General features: G+C 63.2%; 25 protein-coding genes. 15 read left to right on the top strand and 10 right to left on the bottom strand.

The window, feature by feature from the left end; translation table 11 throughout:
* The first annotated feature begins 2 nt into the window (after positions 1 to 2).
* From AC1RAD_RS03055 to AC1RAD_RS03020, 8 genes are all read left to right on the top strand, one after another.
* Positions 3 to 1,001, top strand: a complete 999-nt coding sequence (locus AC1RAD_RS03055; RefSeq protein ID WP_492733823.1) for a Bug family tripartite tricarboxylate transporter substrate binding protein — start codon at positions 3 to 5, stop codon at positions 999 to 1,001.
* Between the two features lie 47 nt (positions 1,002 to 1,048).
* The gene (locus AC1RAD_RS03050) at positions 1,049 to 3,004 is read left to right on the top strand and encodes an acyl-CoA synthetase (RefSeq protein ID WP_492733821.1); all 1,956 of its coding nucleotides are present in this window, start codon (positions 1,049 to 1,051) and stop codon (positions 3,002 to 3,004) included.
* A gap of 53 nt (positions 3,005 to 3,057) precedes the next feature.
* On the top strand, positions 3,058 to 4,056 hold the full coding sequence (locus tag AC1RAD_RS03045; protein WP_492733819.1) for a Bug family tripartite tricarboxylate transporter substrate binding protein: 999 nt from the start codon (positions 3,058 to 3,060) through the stop codon (positions 4,054 to 4,056).
* A gap of 37 nt (positions 4,057 to 4,093) precedes the next feature.
* Entirely contained in the window at positions 4,094 to 4,843 is a 750-nt protein-coding gene (locus AC1RAD_RS03040) for an electron transfer flavoprotein subunit beta/FixA family protein (protein WP_159278609.1), read from the top strand.
* 13 nt (positions 4,844 to 4,856) lie between these two features.
* Positions 4,857 to 5,789 carry an electron transfer flavoprotein subunit alpha/FixB family protein gene (locus AC1RAD_RS03035; protein WP_492733816.1) on the top strand — a complete coding sequence of 311 codons (933 nt, stop codon included), beginning with the start codon at positions 4,857 to 4,859 and terminating at the stop codon, positions 5,787 to 5,789.
* Positions 5,790 to 5,801: 12 nt separating this feature from the next.
* Positions 5,802 to 6,773 (top strand): NAD(P)H-dependent flavin oxidoreductase, encoded by a 972-nt coding sequence (locus tag AC1RAD_RS03030; RefSeq protein ID WP_492733814.1) that lies wholly within the window; start codon positions 5,802 to 5,804, stop codon positions 6,771 to 6,773.
* Between the two features lie 946 nt (positions 6,774 to 7,719).
* The gene (locus AC1RAD_RS03025) at positions 7,720 to 8,229 is read left to right on the top strand and encodes a DUF1993 domain-containing protein (protein WP_492733812.1); all 510 of its coding nucleotides are present in this window, start codon (positions 7,720 to 7,722) and stop codon (positions 8,227 to 8,229) included.
* 75 nt (positions 8,230 to 8,304) lie between these two features.
* On the top strand, positions 8,305 to 8,457 hold the full coding sequence (locus tag AC1RAD_RS03020; protein WP_492734563.1) for a hypothetical protein: 153 nt from the start codon (positions 8,305 to 8,307) through the stop codon (positions 8,455 to 8,457).
* Positions 8,458 to 8,514: 57 nt separating this feature from the next.
* Here AC1RAD_RS03020 and AC1RAD_RS03015 read toward each other — a convergent pair whose 3' ends face one another.
* The gene (locus AC1RAD_RS03015; protein WP_095948120.1) at positions 8,515 to 9,078 is read right to left on the bottom strand and encodes a metal-independent carbonic anhydrase family protein; all 564 of its coding nucleotides are present in this window, start codon (positions 9,076 to 9,078) and stop codon (positions 8,515 to 8,517) included.
* Between the two features lie 328 nt (positions 9,079 to 9,406).
* Here AC1RAD_RS03015 and AC1RAD_RS03010 point away from each other — a divergent pair, with 328 nt between their 5' ends.
* Together AC1RAD_RS03010 and AC1RAD_RS03005 are read left to right on the top strand one after the other, a co-directional pair.
* Entirely contained in the window at positions 9,407 to 9,739 is a 333-nt protein-coding gene (locus AC1RAD_RS03010; RefSeq protein WP_492733810.1) for a hypothetical protein, read from the top strand.
* The gene (locus AC1RAD_RS03005; protein WP_492733808.1) at positions 9,736 to 10,410 is read left to right on the top strand and encodes a hypothetical protein; all 675 of its coding nucleotides are present in this window, start codon (positions 9,736 to 9,738) and stop codon (positions 10,408 to 10,410) included. Before AC1RAD_RS03010 ends, AC1RAD_RS03005 begins: the two co-directional genes overlap by 4 nt.
* A gap of 660 nt (positions 10,411 to 11,070) precedes the next feature.
* On the opposite strand, the gene AC1RAD_RS03000 is transcribed toward AC1RAD_RS03005, so the two are convergent.
* Positions 11,071 to 11,307 (bottom strand): hypothetical protein, encoded by a 237-nt coding sequence (locus tag AC1RAD_RS03000; RefSeq protein WP_492733806.1) that lies wholly within the window; start codon positions 11,305 to 11,307, stop codon positions 11,071 to 11,073.
* A 347-nt stretch (positions 11,308 to 11,654) separates the two neighbouring features.
* Here AC1RAD_RS03000 and AC1RAD_RS02995 point away from each other — a divergent pair, with 347 nt between their 5' ends.
* Positions 11,655 to 13,121, top strand: coding sequence for an aminotransferase-like domain-containing protein (locus AC1RAD_RS02995; RefSeq protein WP_492733804.1), 1,467 nt, complete (start codon positions 11,655 to 11,657; stop codon positions 13,119 to 13,121).
* Between the two features lie 79 nt (positions 13,122 to 13,200).
* On the opposite strand, the gene AC1RAD_RS02990 is transcribed toward AC1RAD_RS02995, so the two are convergent.
* From AC1RAD_RS02990 to AC1RAD_RS02975, 4 genes are all read right to left on the bottom strand, one after another.
* Positions 13,201 to 13,683 (bottom strand): GreA/GreB family elongation factor, encoded by a 483-nt coding sequence (locus tag AC1RAD_RS02990; RefSeq protein ID WP_062471040.1) that lies wholly within the window; start codon positions 13,681 to 13,683, stop codon positions 13,201 to 13,203.
* A 304-nt stretch (positions 13,684 to 13,987) separates the two neighbouring features.
* Positions 13,988 to 15,724 carry a hypothetical protein gene (locus tag AC1RAD_RS02985; RefSeq protein WP_492733802.1) on the bottom strand — a complete coding sequence of 579 codons (1,737 nt, stop codon included), beginning with the start codon at positions 15,722 to 15,724 and terminating at the stop codon, positions 13,988 to 13,990.
* A gap of 212 nt (positions 15,725 to 15,936) precedes the next feature.
* Positions 15,937 to 16,236: a hypothetical protein gene (locus tag AC1RAD_RS02980; RefSeq protein WP_492733800.1), complete on the bottom strand. Its 300-nt coding sequence runs from the start codon at positions 16,234 to 16,236 to the stop codon at positions 15,937 to 15,939.
* 250 nt (positions 16,237 to 16,486) lie between these two features.
* The gene (locus AC1RAD_RS02975) at positions 16,487 to 16,999 is read right to left on the bottom strand and encodes a hypothetical protein (RefSeq protein WP_492733798.1); all 513 of its coding nucleotides are present in this window, start codon (positions 16,997 to 16,999) and stop codon (positions 16,487 to 16,489) included.
* A 562-nt stretch (positions 17,000 to 17,561) separates the two neighbouring features.
* Here AC1RAD_RS02975 and AC1RAD_RS02970 point away from each other — a divergent pair.
* Genes AC1RAD_RS02970 through AC1RAD_RS02955 form a run of 4 tightly spaced genes read left to right on the top strand, consistent with a single transcriptional unit; the run spans position 17,562 to position 21,507 of the window.
* Complete coding sequence (locus tag AC1RAD_RS02970) at positions 17,562 to 18,149, top strand: TRAP transporter small permease (protein WP_095743548.1); 588 nt, start codon at positions 17,562 to 17,564, stop codon at positions 18,147 to 18,149.
* The gene (locus AC1RAD_RS02965) at positions 18,146 to 19,444 is read left to right on the top strand and encodes a TRAP transporter large permease (protein WP_307635951.1); all 1,299 of its coding nucleotides are present in this window, start codon (positions 18,146 to 18,148) and stop codon (positions 19,442 to 19,444) included. Before AC1RAD_RS02970 ends, AC1RAD_RS02965 begins: the two co-directional genes overlap by 4 nt.
* A gap of 40 nt (positions 19,445 to 19,484) precedes the next feature.
* Positions 19,485 to 20,522, top strand: coding sequence for a DctP family TRAP transporter solute-binding subunit (locus tag AC1RAD_RS02960; RefSeq protein WP_062471046.1), 1,038 nt, complete (start codon positions 19,485 to 19,487; stop codon positions 20,520 to 20,522).
* Positions 20,523 to 20,568: 46 nt separating this feature from the next.
* Positions 20,569 to 21,507, top strand: coding sequence for a nucleoside hydrolase (locus tag AC1RAD_RS02955; RefSeq protein WP_492733796.1), 939 nt, complete (start codon positions 20,569 to 20,571; stop codon positions 21,505 to 21,507).
* Between the two features lie 73 nt (positions 21,508 to 21,580).
* On the opposite strand, the gene AC1RAD_RS02950 is transcribed toward AC1RAD_RS02955, so the two are convergent.
* The 4 genes from AC1RAD_RS02950 to AC1RAD_RS02935 form a co-directional block, all read right to left on the bottom strand.
* Positions 21,581 to 22,318, bottom strand: coding sequence for an amino acid ABC transporter ATP-binding protein (locus AC1RAD_RS02950; RefSeq protein WP_056576214.1), 738 nt, complete (start codon positions 22,316 to 22,318; stop codon positions 21,581 to 21,583).
* Between the two features lie 44 nt (positions 22,319 to 22,362).
* Positions 22,363 to 23,052: an amino acid ABC transporter permease gene (locus AC1RAD_RS02945; protein ID WP_070060204.1), complete on the bottom strand. Its 690-nt coding sequence runs from the start codon at positions 23,050 to 23,052 to the stop codon at positions 22,363 to 22,365.
* Between the two features lies 1 nt (position 23,053).
* Positions 23,054 to 23,785, bottom strand: coding sequence for an amino acid ABC transporter permease (locus AC1RAD_RS02940; protein ID WP_062471055.1), 732 nt, complete (start codon positions 23,783 to 23,785; stop codon positions 23,054 to 23,056).
* A 96-nt stretch (positions 23,786 to 23,881) separates the two neighbouring features.
* Entirely contained in the window at positions 23,882 to 24,781 is a 900-nt protein-coding gene (locus tag AC1RAD_RS02935) for an amino acid ABC transporter substrate-binding protein (protein ID WP_062471058.1), read from the bottom strand.
* Between the last annotated feature and the right edge of the window lie 50 nt (positions 24,782 to 24,831).

Below are 24,831 nucleotides of genomic sequence, written 5' to 3'. Positions count from 1 at the left end.
CCATGGCCTTCCCGTTCCTCCGTACCCCCCGCAACCCCGTGCGCCGCGCCCTGCTCGCGCTGGCCCTTCCCCTGCTGGCCGGCAGCGCCTTCGCCCAGGCCTGGCCGACCAAGCCGATCACGCTGGTCGTGCCCTTCCCGCCCGGCGGCCCGACCGACGTGGCTTCGCGCATCGTGGCGCAGAAGATGTCGCTGTCGCTCAAGCAGAACATCCTGGTCGACAACCGCAGCGGCGCCTCGGGCACCATCGGCGCGGCCTTCGCGGCCAAGGCCGCACCCGACGGCTACACCTTCGTGATGCTGGCCACGCCGACGCTGCTGGCCTCGCACCTGTACGGCACCGTGCCCTACGACATCTTCAAGAGCTTCACGCCCGTGGGCACCGTGTACGACCTGCCGATCGTGATGGTGGTGAACCCGAAGGTGCTGCCCGGCGTGAACGGCCTGCAGGACCTGATCGCCAAGGCCAAGGCCGACGGCGGCAAGCTCAACTACACGACCGCCGGCGCCGGCAGCTTCGGCCACCTGACGACCGAGCAGCTGAAGAACATCGGCAAGTTCGAGATGCAGCACGTGCCCTACCGCGGCAGTGCCCCGGCCGTGACCGACCTCATCGGCGGCCAGGTGCCCGCGATGTTCTCCGACCTCGTGGCCGTGATCCCGCACATCCGCGCCGGCACGCTGCGCCCGATCGCCGTGGGCTCCGGCAAGCGCGTGAGCCTGCTGCCCGACGTGAAGACCGTGGCCGAGCAGGGCTTCCCCGGCTTCGACGCCACCTCGTGGGGCGGGCTGCTGGCCCCGGCCGGCACGCCGCAGGCCGTGGTCGACCGCATGAGCGCCGAGCTGAAGAAGGCGCTGGCCGACAAGGAAGTCGGCGAGAAGCTGCAGAGCGTGGGCTCCTTCGCGGCCTACGGCACGCCGGAACAGACCGCCACGCGCATGCGCCAGGACTTCGAGCGCTGGGGCAAGGTCATTCGCGACAACAAGATCACGAACCAGTAAGACACGGCCTCCGTCCGCAGCCGGCAAGACCCCCTCAAGGAGACAACATGACAACAGGCAACGACAAGAACAACCCCACGGGAACGGCCAGCGCGCCGTTCCGCCCCCTGTTTCCGGTGCGCGGTCTCGCCGACATCCGGCGGCTGGAAGAAACGCCGCTCGAAGAAGCGCTCACCGTGCGCAGCACCTACGAGCTCTTCCGCAACTCCGGCGCGGCCTTCGGCGACAAGACCGCGCTCACCTTCCTGCGCAGCGGCAACCCGGCGGACGAACCCATCCGCTGGTCGTATGCGCAGCTGCTCGCAGGCATCCACCAGACCGCCAACCTGCTGCACACGCTGGGCGTGGGGCCCGAGGATGCGGTCGCGGTGCTGCTGCCCGGTTGCCTCGAGTACCACCTGGCGCTGTGGGGCGGCGAGGCCGCCGGCATCGTGCAGCCGCTGAACCCGCTGCTCACCGACGAGAAGCTGGTCGCACTGATGACCGCAGCGCGCGCCAAGGTGCTCATCGCCTACGGCTCGGACACCGAGTCGGGCATGTGGTCGAAGGCGATGCGCCTGCGCGGCCAGGTGCCCACGCTCACCACCGTGCTGCGCGTGGCGCCGCACGACGAAGCGCCGGGTGCTGCAGGTGCGTTGCCCGAAGGCGTGGCCGAGTTCGACGTGCTGCGCGCCGCGCAACCGAGCGACCGCCTCGTGAGCGGGCGCGACATCGCCCCCACCGACATCGCCGCCTACTTCCACACCGGCGGCACCACGGGCGCGCCCAAGCTCGCGCGCCACAGCCACGGCGCGCAGGTGTTCACCGCCTGGGCCAGCGTGCAGCTCGCGGGCATGAACGAGCAGGGCATCTCGATCAACGGCTACCCGCTGTTCCATGTGGCGGGCGTGCTGCCGGCCTCGCTCTCGTCGCTGTCGGCGGGCGTGGAGGTGATCATTCCGACGCCTTCGCTGCTGCGCAACAAGGAGGTGCTGGCCAACTACTGGAAGCTGGTCGAGAAGTACCGCCCCACCTCGCTGTCGGCCGTGCCCACGGTGCTCGCCGCGCTGGCCAACGTGCCGCTGGACGGCGCCGACATCTCCTCCATCACCTACTGCCGCACCGGCGCCGCCGTGCTCTCGCCCGAGCTGGCCGCGCGCTTCGAGCGCCTGTTCGGCCTGCACGTGCACGAGAGCCTGGGCATGACCGAGATGGCCGGCATCTCGACCATCACGCCGCCCGGCGTGAACGGGCCCGCGGGCTGCGTCGGCTTTCGGCTGCCGTATGCGCAGGTGCGCATCGTGGCGCTCGACGAGAACGGCAACGCCAGCGACCGCGAGGTGGCACAGGGCGAGACCGGCATGGTGCTGTTCAAGTCGCCCAACGTGTTCTCGGGCTTCGTCGATCCGGCCGACAACGCCAAGGCCTTCACCGCCGACGGCTGGCTCGCAACCGGCGACCTGGGCTGGATGGACGCCGAAGAGCGGCTGCACCTCACGGGCCGCTCGAAGGACCTGATCATCCGCAGCGGCCACAACATCGACCCCAAGACCATCGAGGACGCGCTGGGCGCACACCCGGCCGTGCAGCTGTGCGCCGCCGTCGGCGCCCCCGACGCCTACGCGGGCGAACTGCCCGTGATCTTCGCGACGCTGGTGCCCGGCGCCTCGGCCACCGAGGACGAGCTGCTGGCCTTCACCTCCGCGCGCGTGGACGAGGCACCGGCCCGTCCCAAGTGGGTGTCGGTGATCGCCACGATGCCGATGACCAACGTCGGCAAGATCTACAAGCCCGAGCTGCGCGCCATGGCCGCACGGCAGGTGGTGGCGGCCACGGTCGCCGAGGTCTGCACGGCACTCGGCCTGAGCGATGCAGCACGGCCGGCGGTGAGCACCGAAGGCGAAAGCCTCGTGCACGTGCAGATCGACGCCGCCGCAGCGGGCGCACAAGCCGCGGCACTGCAGGAGCGACTGCAGAAGGCCTTGGAGCCCCTGCCCTTCAAGACGCGCATCGCGCTGAAGTGACCCACCTGCTTCTTCTTCGACACGATTTTCTGAAACCGAACGGGAGACAAACCATGACCCATCAACCCTCGACCCGCCGCGCCCTGCTGTGCGCGGCAGCATCGACCGCCGCGCTGTTCGCGCTGGCGCCCGCGCATGCGCAGGCGCCCTACCCGAACAAGCCGATCCGCCTTGTCGTGCCCTTCCAGGCCGGCGGCGCGACCGACGTGCTGGCGCGCGTGCTGGGCCAGAAGATGTCGGCCAGCATGGGCCAGCCCCTCGTGGTGGACAATAAGCCCGGCGCGGCCGGCATCATCGGCACCGACACGGTCGCCAAGGCCGCGCCCGACGGCTACACCATCGTGCTGTCGCTGAGCAACTCGCTCATGACCAACGAGTTCCTCTACGAGAAGCTGCCCTACGACACGCAGCGCGACCTCACGCTGGTCTACCAGATCGCGATGGCGCCGCTGGTGCTGGTGGTGCACCCGAGCGTGCCCGCCAAGACCGGCCCCGAGCTGCTGAAGTACGTGGCCGCGAACAAGGGCAAGGTCGCCTACGGCTCGTACGGCGTGGGCGCCTACCCGCACCTGGCCGGCGCGCACATGAGCCTCACGCAGCAGGCCGACATGAACCACGTCGCCTACAAGGGCGAGGCGCCGATGGTGCAAGACCTCATCGGCGGCCAGATCCAGATGGCCTACGCCAGCGCGCTCGCGGCCAAGCCGCACATCGATGCGGGCAAGCTCAAGGCCATTGGCGTGACCGGCGAGCGCCGCATGAGCACGCTGCCCAACGTACCCACGCTGGCCGAGCAGGGCCTGAAGGACGAGGCCTACCGCGTGACCGGCTGGCTCGCCATTGCAGCGCCCGCCAAGACACCCAAGGCCATCGTCGACCGCATCGCCGATGAAGTGCGCAAGGCCACGCAGCAGCCCGACGTGCGCGAGCGCGTGGCGGCCATGGGCTTCGAGATCAAGGACAGCTCGCCCGAGCTCTTTGCCGCGGCCTGGAAGCAGGAGCGCCCCGTGTGGGAGCGCCTGATCAAGCAGTCGGGCGCCAAGCTCGAGTAACCCCCTTTCCCATTTTTGTCATTCAAGAGGAACAGCCATGAAAGTTCTGGTGCCTGTCAAACGGGTCGTCGATTACAACGTGAAGGTGCGCGTCAAGAGCGACGGCACCGGGGTGGACATTGCCAACGTCAAGATGAGCATGAACCCCTTCGACGAGATCGCTGTCGAAGAGGCGGTGCGGCTGAAGGAAAAGGGCATCGTGACCGAAGTCATCGCCGTCTCCTGCGGTGATGCCAAGTGCCAGGAAACCCTGCGCACCGCGATGGCCATCGGCGCCGACCGCGGCATCCTGGTCGAGACCTCTGAAGAGCTGCAACCTCTCGCGGTTGCCAAGCTGCTGAAGGCACTGGTCGACAAAGAACAACCGTCTCTCATCATCCTCGGCAAGCAAGCCATCGACGACGACGCCAATCAAACGGGCCAGATGCTGGCTGCGCTGGCCGACTTGCCCCAAGCCACCTTCGCCTCGAAGGTCGATCTGGCAGCCGACAAGGTCACCGTGGCCCGCGAAGTCGACGGCGGCATGGAAACGCTGACGCTCACGCTGCCCGCGGTCATCACGACCGACCTGCGCCTGAACGAGCCGCGCTATGTGACGCTGCCCAACATCATGAAGGCCAAGAAGAAGCAGCTGGACACCTTCAAGCCCGAAGACCTGGGCGTGGACGTGAAGCCCCGCCTGAAGACCCTGAAGGTCAGCGAGCCGCCGAAGCGTGGCGCAGGCATCAAGGTGCCCGACGTTGCCACCCTGGTGGACAAGCTCAAGAACGAAGCCAAAGTGATCTGAGGAAGAAACGAACATGACCGCACTCGTCATTGCCGAACACGACCACGCCAGCATCAAGCCGGCCACCCTCAACACCGTGACCGCCGCCCTGGCTTGCGGTGGCGACGTCCACATCCTCGTGGCCGGTGCCAACGCAGCAGAAGCCGCCAAGGCCGCCGCGCAGATCGCGGGCGTCTCCAAGGTGATCGCTGCCGACAGCGCATCGCTGGCAGAGAACCTCGCCGAGAACGTCGCAGCGCAAGTGCTCGCGATCGCCGGCAACTACAGCCACATCCTGTTCCCCTCGACCGCCAACGGCAAGAACGTCGCGCCGCGCGTGGCCGCCAAGCTGGACGTGGCACAGATCTCCGACATCACTTTGGTTGTCAGCCCCGACACCTTCGAGCGCCCGATCTACGCCGGCAATGCCATCGCCACCGTGCAAAGCACCGACGCCACCAAGGTGATCACGGTTCGCACGACCGGCTTCGACGCCGCAGCCGCCACCGGTGGCAGCGCCACCGTTGAAACCGCTGAAGGCGTGGCCGACAGCGGCAAGAGCGCCTTCGTGGGCCGTGAAGTCACCAAGAGCGACCGCCCCGAACTCACCGCCGCCAAGATCATCGTCTCGGGTGGCCGCGCGCTGGGCAGTGCCGAGAAGTTCACCGAAGTGATGACGCCGCTGGCCGACAAGCTCAACGCGGGCCTGGGCGCCAGCCGCGCCGCAGTCGACGCAGGCTACGCCCCGAACGACTGGCAAGTGGGCCAGACGGGCAAGATCGTCGCGCCGCAGCTGTACATCGCCGCGGGCATCTCGGGTGCCATCCAGCATCTGGCCGGCATGAAGGACTCGAAGGTCATCGTCGCGATCAACAAGGACGAAGAAGCGCCGATCTTCTCGGTGGCCGACTACGGTCTCGTGGCCGACCTGTTCACGGCCGTGCCGGAACTCGTGACCACGCTGTAAGCGGCTGCGACGATGAAGACCCGCATCACCGAACTGCTCGGCATCCGCTACCCCATCATCCAGGGCGGCATGCAATGGGTGGGCCGCGCCGAGCTGGCCGCGGCCGTGTCGAACGCCGGCGGCCTGGGCATTCTCACGGCGCTCACGCAGCCCACGCCCGACGACCTGCGCCACGAGATCGAGCGCACGCGCACGATGACCGACAAGCCCTTCGGCGTGAACCTCACGATCCTGCCGGCGGTGAAGCCGCCGCCGTACGCCGAATACGTGCAAGCCATCATCGACAGCGGCGTGAAGATCGTGGAGACCGCGGGCAACAGCCCGAAGGACTTCATCGAGGCCCTGAAGCGCCACGACGTGAAGATCGTCCACAAGTGCACCTCGGTGCGCCACGCACTCTCGGCCGAGCGCAACGGCGTCGACGCGGTGTCCGTGGACGGCTTCGAATGCGCAGGCCACCCGGGCGAGGACGACGTGCCCGGCCTCGTGCTGCTGCCGGTGGCGGCGCGCAAGCTGCGCATTCCGATCATCGCCTCGGGCGGCATCGCCGACGGCCGCGGCATGGCTGCGGCGCTCGCGCTGGGCGCCGAGGGCATCAACATGGGCACGCGCTTCTGCGTGACCCAGGAAGCGCCGATCCACGACAACATCAAGCAGGCACTGGTGGCCGCGACCGAGCGCGACACGAAGCTGATGTTCCGCACGCTGCACAACACGGCGCGCGTGTTCCGCAACGCGATCTCCGAAGAAGTGGTGGCCACCGAACGCCGTCCGGGCGGCTGCGAGTTCGAGGACATCCGCCCGCTGGTGGCTGGCGCACGCGGCCGCGCGGCACTGGAGTCGGGCGAGGTGCACAACGGCGTGGTCTCGGCCGGCCAGTGCATCGGGCTGATCGACGACATCCCGACCTGCGCCGAGCTGCTGGAGCGCATGGTGCGCGAGTGCCGGGAGCATCTGGACCGCGCCCGCAGCTGGATGAACTGAAGCTCTGCCGCGCTCCCGCCGACGGGGCGCCTTGCTCCGCGAATGTCCCCCGGGCTTCGCCCTCCTCCTTTATTTCGCTGCGCAAGGCACCCCATCGACGTGAGCGTTCAGAGCCGCTTCGGACTGGCGCGGCACGGGCCCACGAGGTCCGTGCTCAGCGCATCGCAGAAGCTGCATTTGTTGGCGCTCGCCGAGACTTCGTGCCGCATGAACCGGCCACTTCGCCGGGTTCTTCTCTAGAGTGAATGCCCCTGTCACTCGACACCCCACCAAGGGAAGAAGAAAGGCGCCACACCCCCACCACCACCGAGAAGTTTGAAGGCTGCTTGCCTCGCGGCAGGTCGTCGGTGCGAAAGCAGCGATGCAGATGCGAGGTATCAAAAGGCGACGGCCGAGGTGTTACTAGCACCCCGACCGTCTAACCAAGTTCGTGCAACACCTACGAAGGACCGCACAAAAATGGCTACCAAGACTATAGCCCGGCCAACTACGCCGGTAGCTTCCGAAGACAACGCCCAAGACCCGGCGGATCTTCTCGAAAACACCCTCTCTCAACTCGAAGCTCTTCTGTGGGTCTGCCACGGGGAAGAGATCGACTGGTGCAGCGGTGACGGGCCTCGACGACTAGACAACCTGCTTTGGCTTGCGGCTGAACTGGCTCGCAAGGCTGGAGAGTTGTTTCAGGTGAGTGAGAAGGCGCGGCGTGGGGCGCTTGAGACTGGCGGTTAGTGGCTGGTCTGCGGGCTGCAGGGTTCGCGGCGCGCTCCGCTTCTTGCCAATGAACTGCCCTTCAACGCGGCGGCTCCGACTACCAGCGGGAAGAAAAGCTGGCCACAAAAGCCGGGGCGATTCAGTTCACCCTGTGCTGTTAGCCTTGCATGGTCGGCAGGGCCTCTGCCACGCCAACTCCGGCCATCGTGCCCAAAATTTTAGAAGTGAACTCACCATGACCAGCCCGCTGTACAACGCCTCCGTTCCCGTCATGCAGCAGATGCTGCGCGCCCTGTCCGACGTGCTCAAGAAGGCCGAAGACCAGGCGACGCAGAAAAATATCGATCCCAATGCGCTGCTGCAGGCGCGGCTGTTCCCTGACATGTTTCCGCTGCTACGTCAGGTACAGATCGCCGCAGACTTCTCCAAGGGCATTGCCTCCCGCCTGACTGGTGCCGAGGTGCCGTCCTGGCCCGACACTGAGGTCAGCTTCGCCGACCTGCAAGCGTTGATCGCCAAAGCTTTGGCCCATATCGGCTCCTTCAAGCCTGAGCAATTTGATTCAAGCGAGAGCCGCGAGATCGTATTGCGCCCCGGCACCCCCAAGGAAAAGAAGCTGACCGCAAGCGCATACCTTCTGCACTATGGACTGCCGCAGTTTTTCTTCCACGTGACCACCACCTATGCCATCTTGCGCCACAACGGCATGGAGATCGGCAAGCGCGACTACATGGGTGCCTACTGACCCACGACAGACAGGCGTTCAGCCACTCTGGCCACTGCCGCTCGAAGTGCAAGCGTGCACGGCAAGCCCCATGTGTTGACGCGCGACATCGGCACCTCATCGCTGGCGCAGGGTTGCGTGGGGCAATTCACCACGGTGCAGGTCGAGCGCTACGACGGCGTGCTGCCACCGATTCGCGCCTTGGAGCCGCCAATGACGATCCTCCGAGGGGCCTTCATCACCAGATGACGGCCCCTTGAAGGCGCCACACCAGAGCCTGGGCCTGCCGGCGCTCGAACACGGTGTTCAACGGCCAGCGTACGGCAGCGACGAGTGATGCACGACGATGCGCAGCTTGCCGGCACCGTCCTTCACGAAAGTCCAGGTCTTGTCGACCGTGGTGACCTTGCCGTCCGGGTCGGTGAACAGCACGTTGCCCAGCGTGCTGGCCACGTCGCCGTGGATGAGCACGGCAGTGTTGGCAATCTCGCATTTGGTCCAGCCCTTCAGGGCGAAGCCGGTGTCGTTGGGAAAGGCAGGGTTGCCGCCCACGAAGTACGCCAGCGCGCCGTCGCGAGCGGTGCGGAAGGTCTGCGGCGATGTCGTGAGCGTCGGCTTGAACAGCACTGCGCCCAGTTGGTAGGCGTAGGCGCTGTCGATGACCTTCTCGGCCAGCGCCCTGGCGGCCGGCTGCCCTGCGCTGGAATTCGCAGCGCTGATGTCGACCAGCGCCTTGCACCAGGCCTGCTGGGCCCCCAGGACTTCCGCTTCCGTGATGCTCCGGGCGACGACTTTCTCCTTGGCGGCGACCGGCAAGATTGCCCCTGCGATCAGGAGGCTGGCGATGGCGCTGGGAATGAATTTTTTCATTTGGGTCTCCAATTGAAGGTAGTTGGATACCGGAGCGGCCGGGTGGGTCGAGCCGAGACCCAAAGTGCATCCATACGACATGCACAAGGCATGATGCGCCGGCTGATTTGCTCTGAGTAAGAGATGCAAATGAAATGAATGGTTGTGCATTCGCGAGACAGCCAGGCGTGCAGGCCTGTCTCGCAACAGTCTGAAGCGGGCGCACACGAAGGACGGCCATGCAGCGGTTGCCGACATCCCTCGGCCTCGCGCGAATGGGTACTGTCGGCCAGAAGCTGACCTTCCCGCCCGCCGAGCAAGAATGAAAACTTGCAACGACAGGAGTCCCATGAACTCACCCACACCCTCAATCGGCCAACTGGTACGCCGCCATTTGCTCAGCTCAACGGCCGGCAAGATTGCCGTCATGGCGGCGCTTTTCCATGTTCCCATGGTTGCGTTTCTTGGCGCCAAGGCGTATGCCGAATTCCCAGGTGGCGCGTCGGAGACCATGGCCTGGCTTGCCCTCATGCACCTCGGCGCCATTGCGGCGCTGTTCAGCTGCTGGCTTTACTACGGCATGCTCCTGAGATTCAAGAACAACATGCTGCAGAACCTGCTGCTCATCTTGCTTACGCTCGCGCCCTTTTTCCCCACTTATGCAGTGCTTTCCACCGCTTGAGCGACGAGCATCGCGGCAGGCAACAATCGGCCAGAACCGGTCACTCGCTGCTGCGGAAAGACTTGCGGGAAGCCGAGTTGCAACACGATAGAAAATCGATGAAAACAGAGTCGAAAGCTGCTTCACCACTTCAGGCAGAGAAGGACTTCCGAGCGCTCCTACGGAAGCAGGGCCTGTCGCTCAAGTCCATGAAGCTATGCGACGCGTGGCCTGCAGTACTGGAATTTCACCGCGAGTCGATTGATAAATACTCTGTTTTGACTCCGGACGGTGAAGGGCTCACATTCGATGCGCATCTTGGGACGGTAGACAGGGGCGTTCGATTTGAAGTCGCAATCAATCGTCTTTTTCGCCTCCTGCCAGAAGATGCGACTGCAGGCCGCTGGCCCGCTGTACGACTGTCTCTTCGCTTGCAATACACGCTTGAAATGACGGGGATCCAGTATTTAAACCGACACCAATCCTATGGGGTTGGTCAGGCGTTTGTGAGTTGGTCGGATGCCTCGCTCAATGAATTTGTGCAACAGGTGGAAGCGAGTGACGCATTCTTGACCTTTCGTCAGGCCGCACCGGTTGAAGTCCGCCTTTCAGCCGATCCGTGCAGTTACTCACGGCTGGAACCTACGCCCGATCCGACGAGAGGGCTTTGGTGGGGTGTTTTCGGAACGTGAGGATGGAATCCTCTGCTACGAAGGGGAGAATCACTGTGACGCCCTCCTTCATTTCGGTTCGCGGCCAGGACCAAGCGTTCAACAAGACACCCGAATTTCTGCCAATTGCTTTCGATGAACGCTGCATACAGCCAGAAATCACCAGGACCTTGGTCTCCCTCCGAGCGCGAGTTTGAGCTTGCTGAGGAAGCGTTCGACGAATGGAAGCGGACTGGGGCCACCAGCCGTGGGTGCCCTCACTGTTCAGCGGAACTCATCTTCTTTGACGGAGGCAGTGGCTACTCGATCAAGTGCAGCAGTTGCCAACTCAGCTACGCGGTCCGAGGCATTTAGCCGCTGCCGGCCACAAGCAGCCACTCGGCGGGCTCATCGAATATGAAAATCGAAGATAGCCAGATCGAGTTCCGGCGCCGCCTCAAGGCTGCTGGCAAGAAGGTAACTGGCCTGATGCCTGGCACCAACGCAGGTTGGCGCAGGAGCAGAGACTATGCAGCCGGGCGATCACTTGACATGAATTCTGGGCGAGAACTTTGCCATCGGCGAGCTCGCCTCGCACGTCGGCATGCCAGCCAAATACCGCGCCATCATGTCGATGTCCGTCTCTGAAAGGGTCGTGCCGTCAGTCGCACCGTATCCGGGCTATCGACCGAAAACTCCCAATCACTGCAGGGCCAGGTCCAGACCCATCCAATTGCAAAATTCAAAGGTAAGGAAGAGCACGAGGAACGCAGAAGCGACGAACGCCCCGCCCACCTTGATGGATGTCAGTACCACTGCAGCTGTCTTCTGATTCTTGTCCTTCTGTCCCCGTTCGTAATGCCACTTGACGGCTAAATACATGCCCACGCTGAGCACGAGAACCTTGAAAATAACAAAAGAGATAGGGATTGAATTCATGATTGAAGGGATATCAATGGTGAAAGACGGCGAAGTGCTCGAGTGCGGCGATTAGCTCAATAGACCAATGAAGAAACGGTCAATCAATCAATCTAACGAAACGGTAACGGTCAGCTAAATGGGCGTCCGCAAGACGCGTCGAAAGGCGGAGCAGTCTGCCTGCACCACAGAAGCACTCTCATCGTGCTGTCGAGTGTTCATCTTCCAGGCTGATACGTACAGAACCAGATCATCTGGAAATTTCCATATCAGATGCAAGGAGGCCGGTGGTCGCTCCGGGGCACGCCGACATCTGATATGACAATCTCTGGAGCGGTCCAGAACGACCGTATCAGAAAGAGATGCCCATGAACCGCTACGAAAAGCTTGCCGACAACATCGCTCAGCGTATTCGCGCGGGTAGCCTGAAGGCGAACGATCGCCTTCCCTCCGTGCGCGAACTGAAGTCGCAAATGGGCATCAGTGCGTCCACCGTGTTCTCTGCTTACTACCTGCTGGAGGCGCAAGGGCTTGTCGAAGCTCGGCAGCGGTCGGGATACTTCGTTCGAGCGGGCGCGGAAATGCCGACCAACGAACTCGCCGCCAGCGAGCCTGTCCTGCGGTCCATGTCGGTCGACGTCTCGTCGCTTGTCTTTCAGGTCCTTGCACAGGCTCGCGAGCGCGATATGGTCCCGCTCGGCTCGGCCTTTCCGTCGCCAGAACTGTTTCCCTTCGAACAACTTGCCGCCGGCCTGACGCGAGCGCTCAAGCGGATGGATCCTTGGCAGACCGTCGAAGATTTGTCACCAGGAAACGCCCAATTGCGCCATCAGATCTCCCTCCGCTACGGCAGCGTCGGGATGGATGTTCCGGCGTCTGAACTGGTCATCACCAGCGGGGCGATGGAAGCACTCAATCTTGCGCTCGAATCGGTGACGCAGCCAGGCGACGTCGTGGCGATCGAAACGCCAACCTTTTACGGTGCGTTGCAGGCACTGGAGCGGCGCGGTCTTCGCGCGGTCGAGGTTGAGACGCACCCGCGCACAGGCGTAGATCTCGACTCTCTTGCTCGCGTGATCGACCAGCATCCGGTGAAGGCCTGCTGGTTCATGCCGACCTTCCAGAATCCGATGGGCTGCACCATGAGCGACACAGCCAAAGAGCAACTGGTCAGCATGCTCGCCACCCGCGCCATACCGCTGATCGAAGACGACGTGTACGGCGAGCTCGCGCATGGGGCTCGGAGACCGCCACCAGCCAAGGCCTGGGACCGGGATGGCTGGGTGCTGCACTGCAGTTCTTTCTCGAAATCCCTGGCACCCGGATATCGCATCGGTTGGGTAGCGGGCGGTCGCTTTGCAGCCACTTTGGGTCGCAACAAGTTGATGAGCTCGCTGGCGACGGCACTCCCCTCGCAACTGGCGTTGCAGGAGTACCTGCAACACAAGAGTTTCGATCGTCACCTGCGCGCCCTGCGGCATTCGCTCAGCCGCCAGCAGGCTGCATGCTTGCGATTTATCGATCGATACTTTCCGACTGGAACGCGGGTCACGCGCCCCGAGGGTGGCTATTTCCTGTGGCTCGCGCTGCCAGAAGGTGTCGACTCGCTCGCGCTGCACCAGGACGCTCTTCGGCTCGGCATAGGCGTAGCGCCGGGCCATTTGTTTTCAGCCGACCGCCGATACACCCGGCACCTGCGCATCAACTACGGGTACCTCGGCGACCCGCGCTTGGAAGGGGCTATCAGGAATCTTGGAGAGCTCGCCAACGCGCAGCTGAAATCTACAACTGGAAATTCGGGGCCCATCTTCGAGGAACGTTCGTCGAGACCCTAGTTTGCGTCCATGCAGGTCGAGGTCCGCCGCCTTCGACTGACTCTCAACGTCACGCGTGCCGCTTCTGTCCAGTCGCGGCTTAAAGAACCCGCAGCACCTCAAACTGCTGTCGGATTGGAGCGACCTGTATCGACACCTCATCACCCTCGCATTTGCCCAGCATTGCCCGACCCAAAGGGGCTTCGCTGCTGATGACCTGAACAAGCTGAGTGCCGCTGACCAACGTCATGCTGCCCCCATCCGGGCCGAGAAAGAGCTGTTGCTGCTTGTCGTCGGAATCGACCAGGCAGACCAACGCGCCGAGCCGTATTCCTATGCTGGCGTCGTAGGGCCGCGGGCGGAATTGGCGCCAATTGGCCATCGCCTGGCGTATGGCTTCGGCGCGCCGAGCTTGGCCGGTGGCCAGGTAGGCGGCTTCGAGTCCCAATGTGTCGTATTTGTTTTCGGCGATGTTCTCTTCGTGAGTCGCCGTTTCATGGGCTGCCCGCACTGCCTGTTCGGCTTGCAGCAGGTCTTCGGCGAGCCGTTCCAGCACCTGCTGTTGCAGCAAGAATTTATCCATGATGAAAGGTCGGTATCTCAAACAAGCGGGGGGCAGGTTTTGATTATGAGGGGCTCCAGAAGCCTTCGACGCTTCTGTTGGCTGCAGGTTAACTTCAGCTATGGGCCCATACCCGAAATCGGCAAAACGGTTTTGGGCCTCCCCGAAGTTGACGCTCGTAGAGTCGAGTAACCGAGGCGATGTTGCCGCAGGCCGGTGCCCTCGACGAGACAGCGAACGGCTTATTGTTGGAGGTTGGCTGCCCTCAGCAAATCCGGGGATAGTGGCTTGGTGCCGCTGCATTGCGGTCGATGGCTGTCGTCACCTAGGACTGGGCTTCAATTCCATCTTCGGCCAAAAGCATTGGAACTTCGCTCTCGGCGAACAATGTCCGCAACAAACGTCCGAAGCGGTTCTCTTTCTCGACTCTGACGATGCGCCGACACGCTTCCAAGAAATTCATCCCAGCCTGGCCGAAGCGGTCCTCGTACATTTGGTTTTTCTCGAGGATGTCCAAACTTTTAAGTACGAAAAGCTTGAAATCACGCCCTTTCAACGTCCGCATCGCAGTCTCGAAATCGTCGATCGTGGACGCTCTCATCGCCGCTTCTTCGCGATGGCCCCAACTGTCGTTCTCGAGAAGGTACTTGATGGCATCGACGACGGTAACGCTGTGAATTCGAGCATCGCGAGCATGGTCGATTGCCGCCTTCAGTTTTGGGTTTAGCGGCTGCTGAAACGGCGATTCACCGAATTCGGACTTGTCAACGATGGTCGCGAAGTGAGCCAACCAACCATCAATCAAATCATCTTCTAGTTTGGTACCACCAGGTAGGTCGGCCATCTGTTTTCCGAGCGCGGTGACAGTGTAGGCGTCGAGGTCGGCGACTCTTGCGATGAGCTTGACTGCATCAGCTACGAGATCGTCGTCGCAGTCTGTGACGCCCCAATTGAATCGTTCAAAGAATTCATGAGCGAGACTTCTCGAGTCGGTGCACTTCTCGTTGTGTCGGTAGCCTTGGATGACGGCCTCAATCGCCTTTGCGTCGTGCCTTCCGTCCCGGACGAAGGCAACAACTAGCTCTTCAAATTCGTCCGAAGAATTGATCCCTAGTTTCGACAGCAGAACTTTCCATGCGGCTGGCGTCGAGTCCTCGGCTTTCTCCTTGGATGCATCGCCTTTCTGCTCGAGGAAGAGCTTCAAAAAGTCGGTAGAGCCTCGGCCGTAGCCAGCGACATACTCCAGAGTCGGCCCGTCCTTGATTGCTTTGTTTGCAAGAGCAGAAATGAGCACAATGGAGGGAACAGTTCTCGCCTGTATCGCGAGAGGCATGTCCCCAGTCACACCGAGGAGCCGAACCACAAGACGGTAAGCCTGACGGATGACCCGGATGTTGGTGATTCCGCACGCTTCAACCGCAGTCCTGGCCATCGCGCGGTAGGGGCTTTCCAAGTTCGGAACCGCGATGTCAAACGCGTCCTCAGGTGTCGGTGTGAAACGAAGTTCTTCTTCGACAACCTTCTCTCGGAACGCCGCCCAGAGCGCGCTGTCGGCGGGCGCTGAGAACTGGTCTGAGTTGAGAATCAAGAGGAATCGCGCACCAAAATTCTGAGAGTATTCATCGACGAACCCTAGGACCTCGTCAACTGACAACGAGGCGTGCTTGCGCTCAATGTCGTCGATGACAACGAATCGGTTGCGCAATGCGATAGGCACTGCTATCAGCGCGAGCTCATCGAGCGCCGAAAACCCCTCATGGACCTTCCTCAAGGCGTCGACGCTGACCTTCCAAGTCTTCATCAGACCTTCTGTCAACGAACTGCTTTCTCCGCCTACCGGAAGCGCGCTTTGGACCACCTTGAGCTTGAGCTGATTGATTTCTTTCAAGCCAAAGAGCGACACGTAACGCGCGCCTTCGACAATAGGGTCTTGCGACTCTTTGCGAATCTCGTTCCAGAGGTGGGTCTTGCCAGTGCCCCACGCGCCCGTCAGCGCGGTGACTTTTAGGTCCGCATTGCCGATGAGCGCGATCAACTGCGTTTTAGATTGTTCGATCGTCATTCTTCTTCATCCGGTGTCGAATCCAGCAGCCGCTCCTACGAGTACGACGCTTGGGTTGCATCACTGGCGCATTCGCCCAGTTGGTGCCTGTGCACTTTTTTCCGCGAGTCGAGTAGAACCCGTTGCATTGCTCAATTCTGCGCCAGCATCAGGCCAGCGCGAGTTTGTGGACCACTCCGAAGCTGTCGTTCTCGACCGACGGCAAATGGCCGTCAGCGCTCGTTCATCCAGGTCGTGCGCACCGCACGACAAGCGGTGCAGTACCAAACGCTGACACGTGCAGGCATATTCATGCGGCCCTCTGTCGACACGGGATCAGCGGCTGCGTGCGGAAACGTGTCTCGCCTCGCATCGAGGTATGTCTGGCTGACGTCGATGTATCCATCGAGCACCTCGACGACTTCGGACTGCAGCAAACCATCGTGCAGCTCGCAGATCCTCAACGCGTCTGCGAGCTGCGTAACGTCCATCTGGTATTCGGGATGGGCTACGAAAAACTTCTTGAGTTCCACCTCTTGCCAGTATCGGAGTCGCGGTGTGGTTCCAGCCGCTACGAATCGGCGATACCTTTCCTCCCCGAGCTCCGTGCGGAACGCTGCTCGGAACAGAACATGGTCAATCGGATTCATGCTGATGAGTCAAAACGGCTGGTGGAATCTACGGGGTGGCCTGCAAGCTGCCGGCGGCAACCGACTGCTCCGAGGGCAAATTCTGCCTCTACGCCAAGTAACTACTTCTGACCGAATGCGGTCAGGCGTCAACCTAGCTATGAAGCGAAGCGCCACCCGTCCGACTGCGGATTACCTCGCGACTGAGATCGTCTTCGGCGATCAACTGAGCATTTCTTTGGGCAATGCCGTCGAGGAAAGTGCGAAGTCCATACAACTCACTAATTGACCTCTCGAGTTCACGCAAACTGAAGCTTGAGAAATCAACGTTCAGTTCGTCGAAAGATTCGTTGATCGAATTCAGTGACTCGTGGTCTGCCTCGAACTGGCGCTGCCAAACTTGCCTGGCGCCGGAGTGATACATACCCGTTGCGGCGGCCACGGCATCCCGCGATTTCTTGGCCCGAGTGAGAAGATCGCCGACGCTATCGATTTTCTGAAAGACGTCTGTCGCAGCCTTCACAAGTTCCAGACGAAGCTCGAGTGCCTTGATCTCACCGGTTCGCCTCAGACTGAAGTACCCCATGATCGAACCAGCAATACCCGCGATAGCGCCGATGACACCGGTTAGGGCGCCTACGTAAGACAGCATCTCTGTGTTGCTCATGTTCCCCCCCCAAGGTCATCGCTGCATTTTTTGTCGCATTTTGCTGGTACAGCGCACGACTGGTTGTGGCCAATGGTACCCCTCCGACCAGCGCCATCGAACATCAACAACCAGTCTGAAGCGAACACTGCACGCAGTCATACCGAAGTCGACCGCGACCGACACCAGCCCTTCGGACGTCTGCTTGTCCACCGCCTGTCTCTCACAAGAGCTCAGTGGTCCCCCCCCGCACATCCATCTGCAATCCGCCGCAGCGGTCGAACCGCCAACGCCACAGCCGCACTCATCGTGCACAGGGCACCGGGTACTCCCCGCAGCGAAATCAAGGAGGAGCCCGAAGGGCGGGGGACATTCGCGGAGGGGAGTACCCGGTGTCCTGTGCACGCGCCCCGAAGGCCCCCGACCGAAGCCGTCAACCCACCGCCACAGCTAAGGAAACCCCCGATATATGAATGGTCATTGACCCCCTAGCATCGAGCGCTGCTCGCCTGTCAAGGTGTACGGATCGCGTCCCGGCGTCCGCCCGGTGACCTGGCGCCTGCCTCAGCTGCCCTTTCCTGCGATGACAACTCCTCCCGAGTCCGGCCCCACGCTGGACGCCGCCAGTCCCCTCCCCCCCGACATCGAAGCCGCCGACGAACCCACCAAGGTTCCCCTCGCCATCGAAGACTGGCTCACGGTCCTCATCATGGGCGCGCTGGCGCTCATCACGTTCGCCAACGTCATCGTGCGCTACTTCACCGACTCGTCCTTCGCGTGGACGGAAGAGTTCTCGGTGTTCCTCATGATCATGCTGGCGCTGGTGGCCGGCTCGGCCGCCGTGGCGCGCGACCGGCACATCCGCATCGAGTACTTCTCGGAAAGCGGCTCCATGGCGCGGCGCAAGCGCCTGGCGCAGTTCGGTGCGCTGATGATCGCCATCCTGTTCGCGCTGATCGGCGCGCTCAGCATCCGCATGGTCTGGGACGACTACCGCTTCGAGGAAACCACGCCCGGCATCGGCCTGCCGGCCTGGTGGTATTCGATCTGGCTGCCCATCGTGTCGTTCGCGATCGCGGGGCGCGCCATCGGCCTCATGGTCCGGCGTGGGCGCAAGACCAACTACAAGTCTGACGACAACAGCAGCAGCAAGAAGGGCGACGCCAAGTGATCGCCACCCTGCTCTTCGTCGCCTTCGTGCTCATGATGCTGGTGGGCGTGCCCATCGGCGCCGCGCTCGGCCTGGCGGGCGCGGCCTGCATCGCGCTGGCCAACGCCGACGCCCAGTGGTTCGGCCTGCTGGCCGTGCCGCAGAACTTCTACGCCGGCCTGGGCAAGTACCCGCTGCTGGCGATTCCGATGTTCGTGCTGGTCGGCTCCATCTTCGACCGCTCGGGCGTGGCGCTGAGGCTGGTCAACTTCGCCATCGCCATCGTGGGCCGCGGCCCCGGCATGCTGCCGCTGGTGGCGATTGCGGTGGCCATGTTCCTGGGCGGCATCTCGGGCTCGGGCCCGGCCAACGCCGCCGCCGTGGGCGCGGTGATGATCGCGGCCATGAGCCGCGCCGGCTACCCGGCCGCCTACTCGGCCAGCGTGGTGGGCGCCGCGGCGGCCACCGACATCCTGATTCCGCCCTCGGTCGCGTTCATCGTGTACTCGGTGCTGGTGCCCGGCGCCTCGGTGCCGGCGCTGTTCGCGGCCGGCATGATCCCCGGCGTGATGGCCGGCCTGGCGCTGATGATTCCGGCCGTGTGGCTGGCGCGCAAGCACAAGATGGGCGCGCTCGAATCGACGCTGCCGCGCCCGCCGTTCTGGAAGAGCTTTCGCGAAGCGATCTGGGGCCTGGCGGCGCCGGTGCTGATCCTGGGCGGCATGCGCGCGGGCTGGTTCACGCCGACCGAGGCGGCCGTGGTCGCCGTGTTCTACGGCCTGTTCGTGGGCATGTGCATCCACCGGACGATCAAGGTGCGCGACCTGTTCGTGATCTTGCGCGAATCGGGCGAGCTGTCGGCGGTGATCCTGCTGGTGGTGTCGCTGGCGGGCATCTTCGCGTACTCGCTGTCCACGCTGGGCGTCATCGATCCGGTCACGCGCGCCATCGTGAATTCGGGGCTGGGCGAGTACGGCATCCTGGCGCTCCTGATCCTGCTGCTGATCACCGTGGGCATGTTCCTGGACGGCGTGTCGATCTTCCTGATCTTCGTGCCGCTGTTGCTGCCCATCGTGCAGCACTACAAGTGGGACCCGGTGTGGTTCGGCGTGATCCTCACGCTGAAGGTGGCGCTGGGCCAGTTCACGCCGCCGCTGGCGGTCAACCTCATGGTCTCGTGCCGCATCGCCAAGGTGCGCATGGAAGAAACCGTGCAGTGGGTGGGCTGGATGCTGTTCTCGATGTTCGTGGTGATGGTGCTGGTGATCGCCTTCCCCGAACTCGCGCTCTGGCTGCCGCGCAAGCTGGGCTACTGATTTTTTCGATCCATCGACAGACCAAGAGGAGACCTCTCTCATGAAATTCCGCCGCACCCTGCTGGGCCTTGCCGCCGTCGCCGCCACGCTCGGCCTGTTCTCGACCGGCGCGATGGCGCAGGCCACCTACAAGCCCGAGTACAAGATGTCGCTGGTGCTGGGCCCGCCCACGCCGTGGGGCCAGGCCGGGAAGATCTGGGCCGACCTCGTGAAGGAACGCACCCAGGGCCGCATCAACATCAAGCTGTACCCGGGCGTGTCGCTCATTCAAGGCGACCAGACGCGCGAGTTCAGCGCGCTGCGCCAGGGCGTGATCGACATGGCCGTGGGCTCGACCATCAACTGGTCGCCGCAAGTGAAGCAGCTCAACCTGTTCTCCATGCCCTTCCTGATGCCCGACTACGCGGCCATCGACGCGCTCACGCAGGGCGAGGTGGGCAAGGACATGTTCAAGACGCTCGACAAGGCCGGCGTGGTGCCGCTCGCCTGGGGCGAGAACGGCTTCCGCGAGATCACCAACTCGAAGAAGCCGATCAAGTCGCCGGCCGACATCAAGGGCATGAAGATCCGCGTGGTGGGCTCACCCATCTACTCCGACATGCTCACCGCACTGGGCGCCAACCCCACGCAGATGAGCTGGGCCGACGCGCAGCCCGCGCTCGCCAGCGGCGCGGTCGACGGCCAGGAGAACCCGCTGTTCCTGTTCACGGTGCTCAAGATGCACACGGTGGGCCAGAAGTTCGTCACCACGTGGGGCTACGTGGCCGATCCGCTGGTGTTCGTCGTGAACAAGGAAATCTGGGCCTCGTGGACGCCGGCCGACCAGGCCATCGTGCGCCAGGCTGCGCTCGACGCCGGCAAGCAGGAAATCGCCATCGCGCGCAAGGGCCTGGTCGAAGCCGACAAGCCCGTGCTGAAAGACATCGCGGCCATGGGCGTGACGGTGACCAACCTCACCCCGGCCGAGCGCGACGCCTTCGTGAAGGCCACGCGCCCGGTGTACGACAAGTGGAAGTCGACCGTCGGCGTCGACCTGGTGGCCAAGGCCGAGAAGGCCATCGCCGCGCGCGCGAAGTAAGCAGCCGCGCATCGCCGTGGATCGGGGGCGGCATGACAATGTCGCCATGCACACCCTGATCATCGACACGGACCCCGGCGCGGACGACGTGATCGCGCTGCTGTTCGCCCTGGCGGCGCCCGAATCGCTGGCGATTCAGGCGCTGACCACGGTGGCGGGCAATGTTCCCCTGGCCAAGACCTCGCGCAACGCGCGCCTGGCCTGCGAATGGGCCGGACGGCTGGAGCTTGCGGTCTACGCGGGCGCCGAGCGGCCCCTGCAGCGCACACCGATCTACGCCGCCAACATCCACGGCCGTGAAGGCCTCACGGGCGTGACCGTGCACGACCCCGCCGTGCCGCTGGCCGAGGGCCATGCCGTCGACTACCTCGTGCGCACGCTGCGCGCCGCGCCCGAGCACAGCGTGACGCTCGCCATGCTCGGCCCGCAGACCAACCTCGCGCTGGCGCTCGAACAGGCGCCCGACATCGTGCGTGGCCTGCGCGAGCTGGTGCTCATGGCCGGCGCGCATTTCAACGGCGGCAACATCACGCCGGTGGCGGAGTTCAACGTGTTCGCCGACCCGCATGCGGCCGAGGCGGTGCTGAAGAGCGGCGTGCCGATCACCATGCTGCCGCTGGACGTGACGCACAAGATCCTCACGAGCGACGCGCGCATCGCGCGGCTGCGCCAGCTGGGCAACCGCGCCGGCGCGATCGTCGCCGACATCCTCGACGCCTACGCGCCGCAGGAGATGGCCCACTACGGCATGCCCGGCGGCCCGGTGCACGACGCCACCGTGACGGCCTACCTGCTGAGGCCGGACCTGTTCCAGGGTCGCCGCATCCACGTCGAGATCGACAGCCGCGAAGGCATGGGCTTCGGCCAGACCGTGGCCGACTGGCACGGCAGCCTGAAGCGGCCGGCCAATGTGCAGTGGATCATCGACGGCGATGCGCAGGGCTTCTTCGACCTGCTGACGGAGCACATCGCGCGGCTGCCCTGAGCCTTGAACCAAGCCCCATGAAAAAAGCCACGCTGCGGGCAGCGTGGCTTTTTTGTTTGGATGCGGCAGCGAATCAGTGCTGCAGGATCTTGTTCAGGAAGTCCTTGGTGCGCGGCTGACGGTTTTCCGGGTGGTTGAAGAACTCGTCCTTCGGGCAGTCTTCGAGGATCTTGCCGCCCACGTCGATGAAGATCACGCGGCTCGCGACCTTGCGGGCGAAGGCCATTTCGTGCGTGACCACCATCATGGTCATGCCTTCCTTGGCCAGGCTCACCATCACGTCGAGCACTTCGCCGACCATCTCGGGGTCGAGCGCCGAGGTGGGTTCGTCGAACAGCATCACGATCGGGTCCATGCTCAGCGCACGGGCGATCGCCACGCGCTGCTGCTGGCCGCCCGACAGCTGGCCCGGGAACTTGTCCTTGTGCGCCATGAGGCCCACGCGGTCGAGCATCTTCAGGCCGCGGGTCTTGGCTTCGTCGGGCGTGCGGCCCAGCACCTTGATCTGCGCGATCGTGAGGTTCTCGGTCACCGACAGGTGCGGGAACAGCTCGAAGTGCTGGAACACCATGCCGACCTTGGAGCGCAGCTTGGGCAGGTTGGTCTTGGGGTCGTGCAGCGGAATGCCGTTGACGGTGATCTCGCCCTTCTGGAAGGGCTCGAGCGCGTTCACGGTCTTGATGAGCGTGGACTTGCCGGAACCCGACGGGCCGCACACCACCACCACGTCGCCCTTGGAGATGTTCACCGAGCAGTCGTTGAGCACCTGCACCGGGCCGTACCACTTGGAGACGTTCTTGATTTCAATCATTTTTTCGGACATTTGTTTCTCTCCGGTTCAGTTCAGCCACTCAATCAGCGAATGATGGCGATTTTCTTGTGCAGGCGTTTCACCAGCCAGGAAAGGGCGTAGCACATGGCGAAGTACACGACCGCCGCCAGCAGGTAGGCCTCGATCGGACGGCCGAAGTTCTTGCCGGCCGTTTCAAAGCCCTTGAGCATGTCGTAGGCGCCGATGGCGTAGACCAGCGAGGTGTCCTGGAACAGGATGATGGTCTGCGTGAGCAGCACCGGCAGCATGTTGCGGAAGGCCTGCGGCAGCACCACGAGGCGCATGTTCTGGCCGTAGGTCATGCCCACCGCCTGGCCCGCGTTCACCTGGCCGCGCGGGATCGACTGGATGCCCGCGCGCATGATCTCGCTGAAGTAGGCCGCTTCGAACGCGACGAAGGTGATCACCGCCGAAATCTCGGAGCGGTAGTTCGAGCCGAGCGAACCGAACAGCGAATAGAACGACGCCGGCACCAGCAGGAAGAACCACAGGATCACCATCACCAGCGGGATGCTTCGCATGCCGTTGACGTACAGGGCCGCGGGCGCATCGAGCCACTTCTTGCCCGACAGGCGCATGAGCGCCAGGATCGTGCCGAAGATCACGCCACCAATGGTGGCCACCACCGTCAGCATGATGCTGAAGTAGAAGCCCTTGATGACGAAGTTGCTGATGACGTCCCAGTTGTAGAAGGACAGGTCGAGATTCATCATGTCAGTGTCCTCCGCCGCCAGCGCTGGCCGAGACGATGAAGCCCGGCACGCGGGTCTTCTTCTCGATGAACGCCATGAGCCGGTTGATGGCCAGGGCCGACACCACGTAGCACGCCGTCACCGCCAGGTAGACCTCGATGCCGCGCGAGGTTTCTTCCTGCGCCTGCATGGCGAACATGGTGAGCTCGGTGACCGACACGGCGAACGCGACGGACGAGTTCTTGAAGATGTTCATCGTCTCGCTCGTGAGCGGCGGGATGATGATGCGATACGCCATCGGCAGGATCACGTAGCGGTAGTACTGCGGCGTGGTGAAGCCCACCGCCATGCCCGCGTAGCGCTGGCCCTTGGGCAGCGCCTGGATGCCGGAGCGCACCTGCTCGGCGATACGCGCCGAGGTGAAGAAGCCCAGTGCCAGCACCACGAGGATGAAGCTCGGCACACCCTTCATCACGGGGATGAGCGCCGGAATCACGTGGTACCAGAGGAAGATCTGCACCAGCAGCGGGATGTTGCGAAAGAGCTCCACCCATGCATTGCCGAAGCGCACCAGCCACGGACTGTCGGGCAGCGTGCGGATGATGCCGATCAGCGAGCCGAGCACCAGCGCGACGATCAGCGCCAGCAGCGCGACCGACACCGTCCAGCCCCAGGCCGAGAGCATCCATTGCAGGTAGCTCGGATATTCCCCCCCGGGGTCTTGCAGGAAGACCTGCCAATCCCAGTTTCCCATGTGTGTTTACTCCTTCAGCTTCTTTTCGAAAAACCGTCCCTTGAAAAGAAACGCCCACCGTGAAAGGTGGGCGTCCATTCACGCAGCGACGCGCGCTTATTCCTTGGTGACGTACTCTTCGGCGGGCTTGTCGTTCGGGTTGGCCCACGCGTTCTTGGTGGCTTCGCCGAGCGGCAGGTTGATGGTCACGTTGGCCGGGGGAATCGGCTTGAGGAACCACTTGTCATACAGCTTGGCGAGTTCGCCCGACTTGGCCTGTGCCTTGATGCTGTCGTCCACGGCCTTCTTGAAGGCCGGATCGTCCTTGCGGATCATGATGGCGATGGGTTCCACGGCCAGCACGTCGTTCAGGATCTTGTAGTCCTTGGGCGACTTCGACTTGGCAGCCAGCGCGGCCAGGATCGAGCCGTCCATCACGAAGGCGTCTGCACGGCCGGTTTCCAGCAGCAGGAAGCTGTCGGAGTGGTCCTTGCCGTAGACCTCCTTGAAGGTCAGGTTCTCGGCGCGCTTTTGCTTACGCACGGTCTGCAGCGGCGTGGTGCCGGTGGTGGTGGCAACCGTCTTGTCCTTCAGGTCGGCCAGCGAGTTGATGCCCGAGTTGGCCTTGACGACGATCTTGGTTTCTTCGACGTAGGTGGTCACGCCGAAAGCCACGTCCTTCTGGCGGGTGGCGTTGTTGGTGGTCGAGCCGCACTCGATGTCCACGGTGCCGTTCTGCACGAGGGGGATGCGGTTCTGCGAAGTCACGGGCTGGTACTTGACTTCGAGCTTCTTGCCGGCGGCCTTTTCCAGGTCCTTGATGATGTTGGCGCAGACGTCGTAGTGGAAGCCGGTGTACTGGCCATTGCCGAGCGTGTACGAAAGGCCGGAGGACTCACGCACGCCTTCGGTGATGGTGCCCGAGGCCTTGATCTTGGCCAGGGTGTCATTGGCCTGTGCAAAGGCGCCGCTGGTGGCGAGCGCTGCGACAGCCAATGCCAATACTTGTTTTTTCATACGAAAAGCTCCTGAGGGTGACTGAAACAAATAGAACGAAATTCTAGACA

It is taken from the genome of Variovorax sp. GW823-FHT04B03, assembly GCF_058796495.1.
The sequence above is the reverse complement of the archived record's forward strand: the minus strand, read 5'-3'. Positions and strand labels throughout refer to the sequence as shown.

Bases quoted from the DNA above. Each gene is read 5' to 3' on its own strand.
- AC1RAD_RS03045 (WP_492733819.1), top strand. From the start codon at position 3,058: ATGACCCATCAACCCTCGACCCGCCGCGCCCTGCTGTGCGCGGCAGCA.
- AC1RAD_RS02945 (WP_070060204.1), bottom strand. From the start codon at position 23,052: ATGATGAATCTCGACCTGTCCTTCTACAACTGGGACGTCATCAGCAAC.
- AC1RAD_RS03035 (WP_492733816.1), top strand. From the start codon at position 4,857: ATGACCGCACTCGTCATTGCCGAACACGACCACGCCAGCATCAAGCCG.
- AC1RAD_RS03030 (WP_492733814.1), top strand. From the start codon at position 5,802: ATGAAGACCCGCATCACCGAACTGCTCGGCATCCGCTACCCCATCATC.
- AC1RAD_RS03040 (WP_159278609.1), top strand. From the start codon at position 4,094: ATGAAAGTTCTGGTGCCTGTCAAACGGGTCGTCGATTACAACGTGAAG.
- AC1RAD_RS03000 (WP_492733806.1), bottom strand. From the start codon at position 11,307: ATGAATTCAATCCCTATCTCTTTTGTTATTTTCAAGGTTCTCGTGCTC.
- AC1RAD_RS02950 (WP_056576214.1), bottom strand. From the start codon at position 22,318: ATGATTGAAATCAAGAACGTCTCCAAGTGGTACGGCCCGGTGCAGGTG.
- AC1RAD_RS03025 (WP_492733812.1), top strand. From the start codon at position 7,720: ATGACCAGCCCGCTGTACAACGCCTCCGTTCCCGTCATGCAGCAGATG.
- AC1RAD_RS02935 (WP_062471058.1), bottom strand. From the start codon at position 24,781: ATGAAAAAACAAGTATTGGCATTGGCTGTCGCAGCGCTCGCCACCAGC.
- AC1RAD_RS02995 (WP_492733804.1), top strand. From the start codon at position 11,655: ATGAACCGCTACGAAAAGCTTGCCGACAACATCGCTCAGCGTATTCGC.
- AC1RAD_RS02955 (WP_492733796.1), top strand. From the start codon at position 20,569: ATGCACACCCTGATCATCGACACGGACCCCGGCGCGGACGACGTGATC.
- AC1RAD_RS02940 (WP_062471055.1), bottom strand. From the start codon at position 23,785: ATGGGAAACTGGGATTGGCAGGTCTTCCTGCAAGACCCCGGGGGGGAA.
- AC1RAD_RS03010 (WP_492733810.1), top strand. From the start codon at position 9,407: ATGAACTCACCCACACCCTCAATCGGCCAACTGGTACGCCGCCATTTG.
- AC1RAD_RS02970 (WP_095743548.1), top strand. From the start codon at position 17,562: ATGACAACTCCTCCCGAGTCCGGCCCCACGCTGGACGCCGCCAGTCCC.
- AC1RAD_RS02975 (WP_492733798.1), bottom strand. From the start codon at position 16,999: ATGAGCAACACAGAGATGCTGTCTTACGTAGGCGCCCTAACCGGTGTC.
- AC1RAD_RS02960 (WP_062471046.1), top strand. From the start codon at position 19,485: ATGAAATTCCGCCGCACCCTGCTGGGCCTTGCCGCCGTCGCCGCCACG.
- AC1RAD_RS02985 (WP_492733802.1), bottom strand. From the start codon at position 15,724: ATGACGATCGAACAATCTAAAACGCAGTTGATCGCGCTCATCGGCAAT.
- AC1RAD_RS03055 (WP_492733823.1), top strand. From the start codon at position 3: ATGGCCTTCCCGTTCCTCCGTACCCCCCGCAACCCCGTGCGCCGCGCC.
- AC1RAD_RS02990 (WP_062471040.1), bottom strand. From the start codon at position 13,683: ATGGATAAATTCTTGCTGCAACAGCAGGTGCTGGAACGGCTCGCCGAA.
- AC1RAD_RS03050 (WP_492733821.1), top strand. From the start codon at position 1,049: ATGACAACAGGCAACGACAAGAACAACCCCACGGGAACGGCCAGCGCG.
- AC1RAD_RS03015 (WP_095948120.1), bottom strand. From the start codon at position 9,078: ATGAAAAAATTCATTCCCAGCGCCATCGCCAGCCTCCTGATCGCAGGG.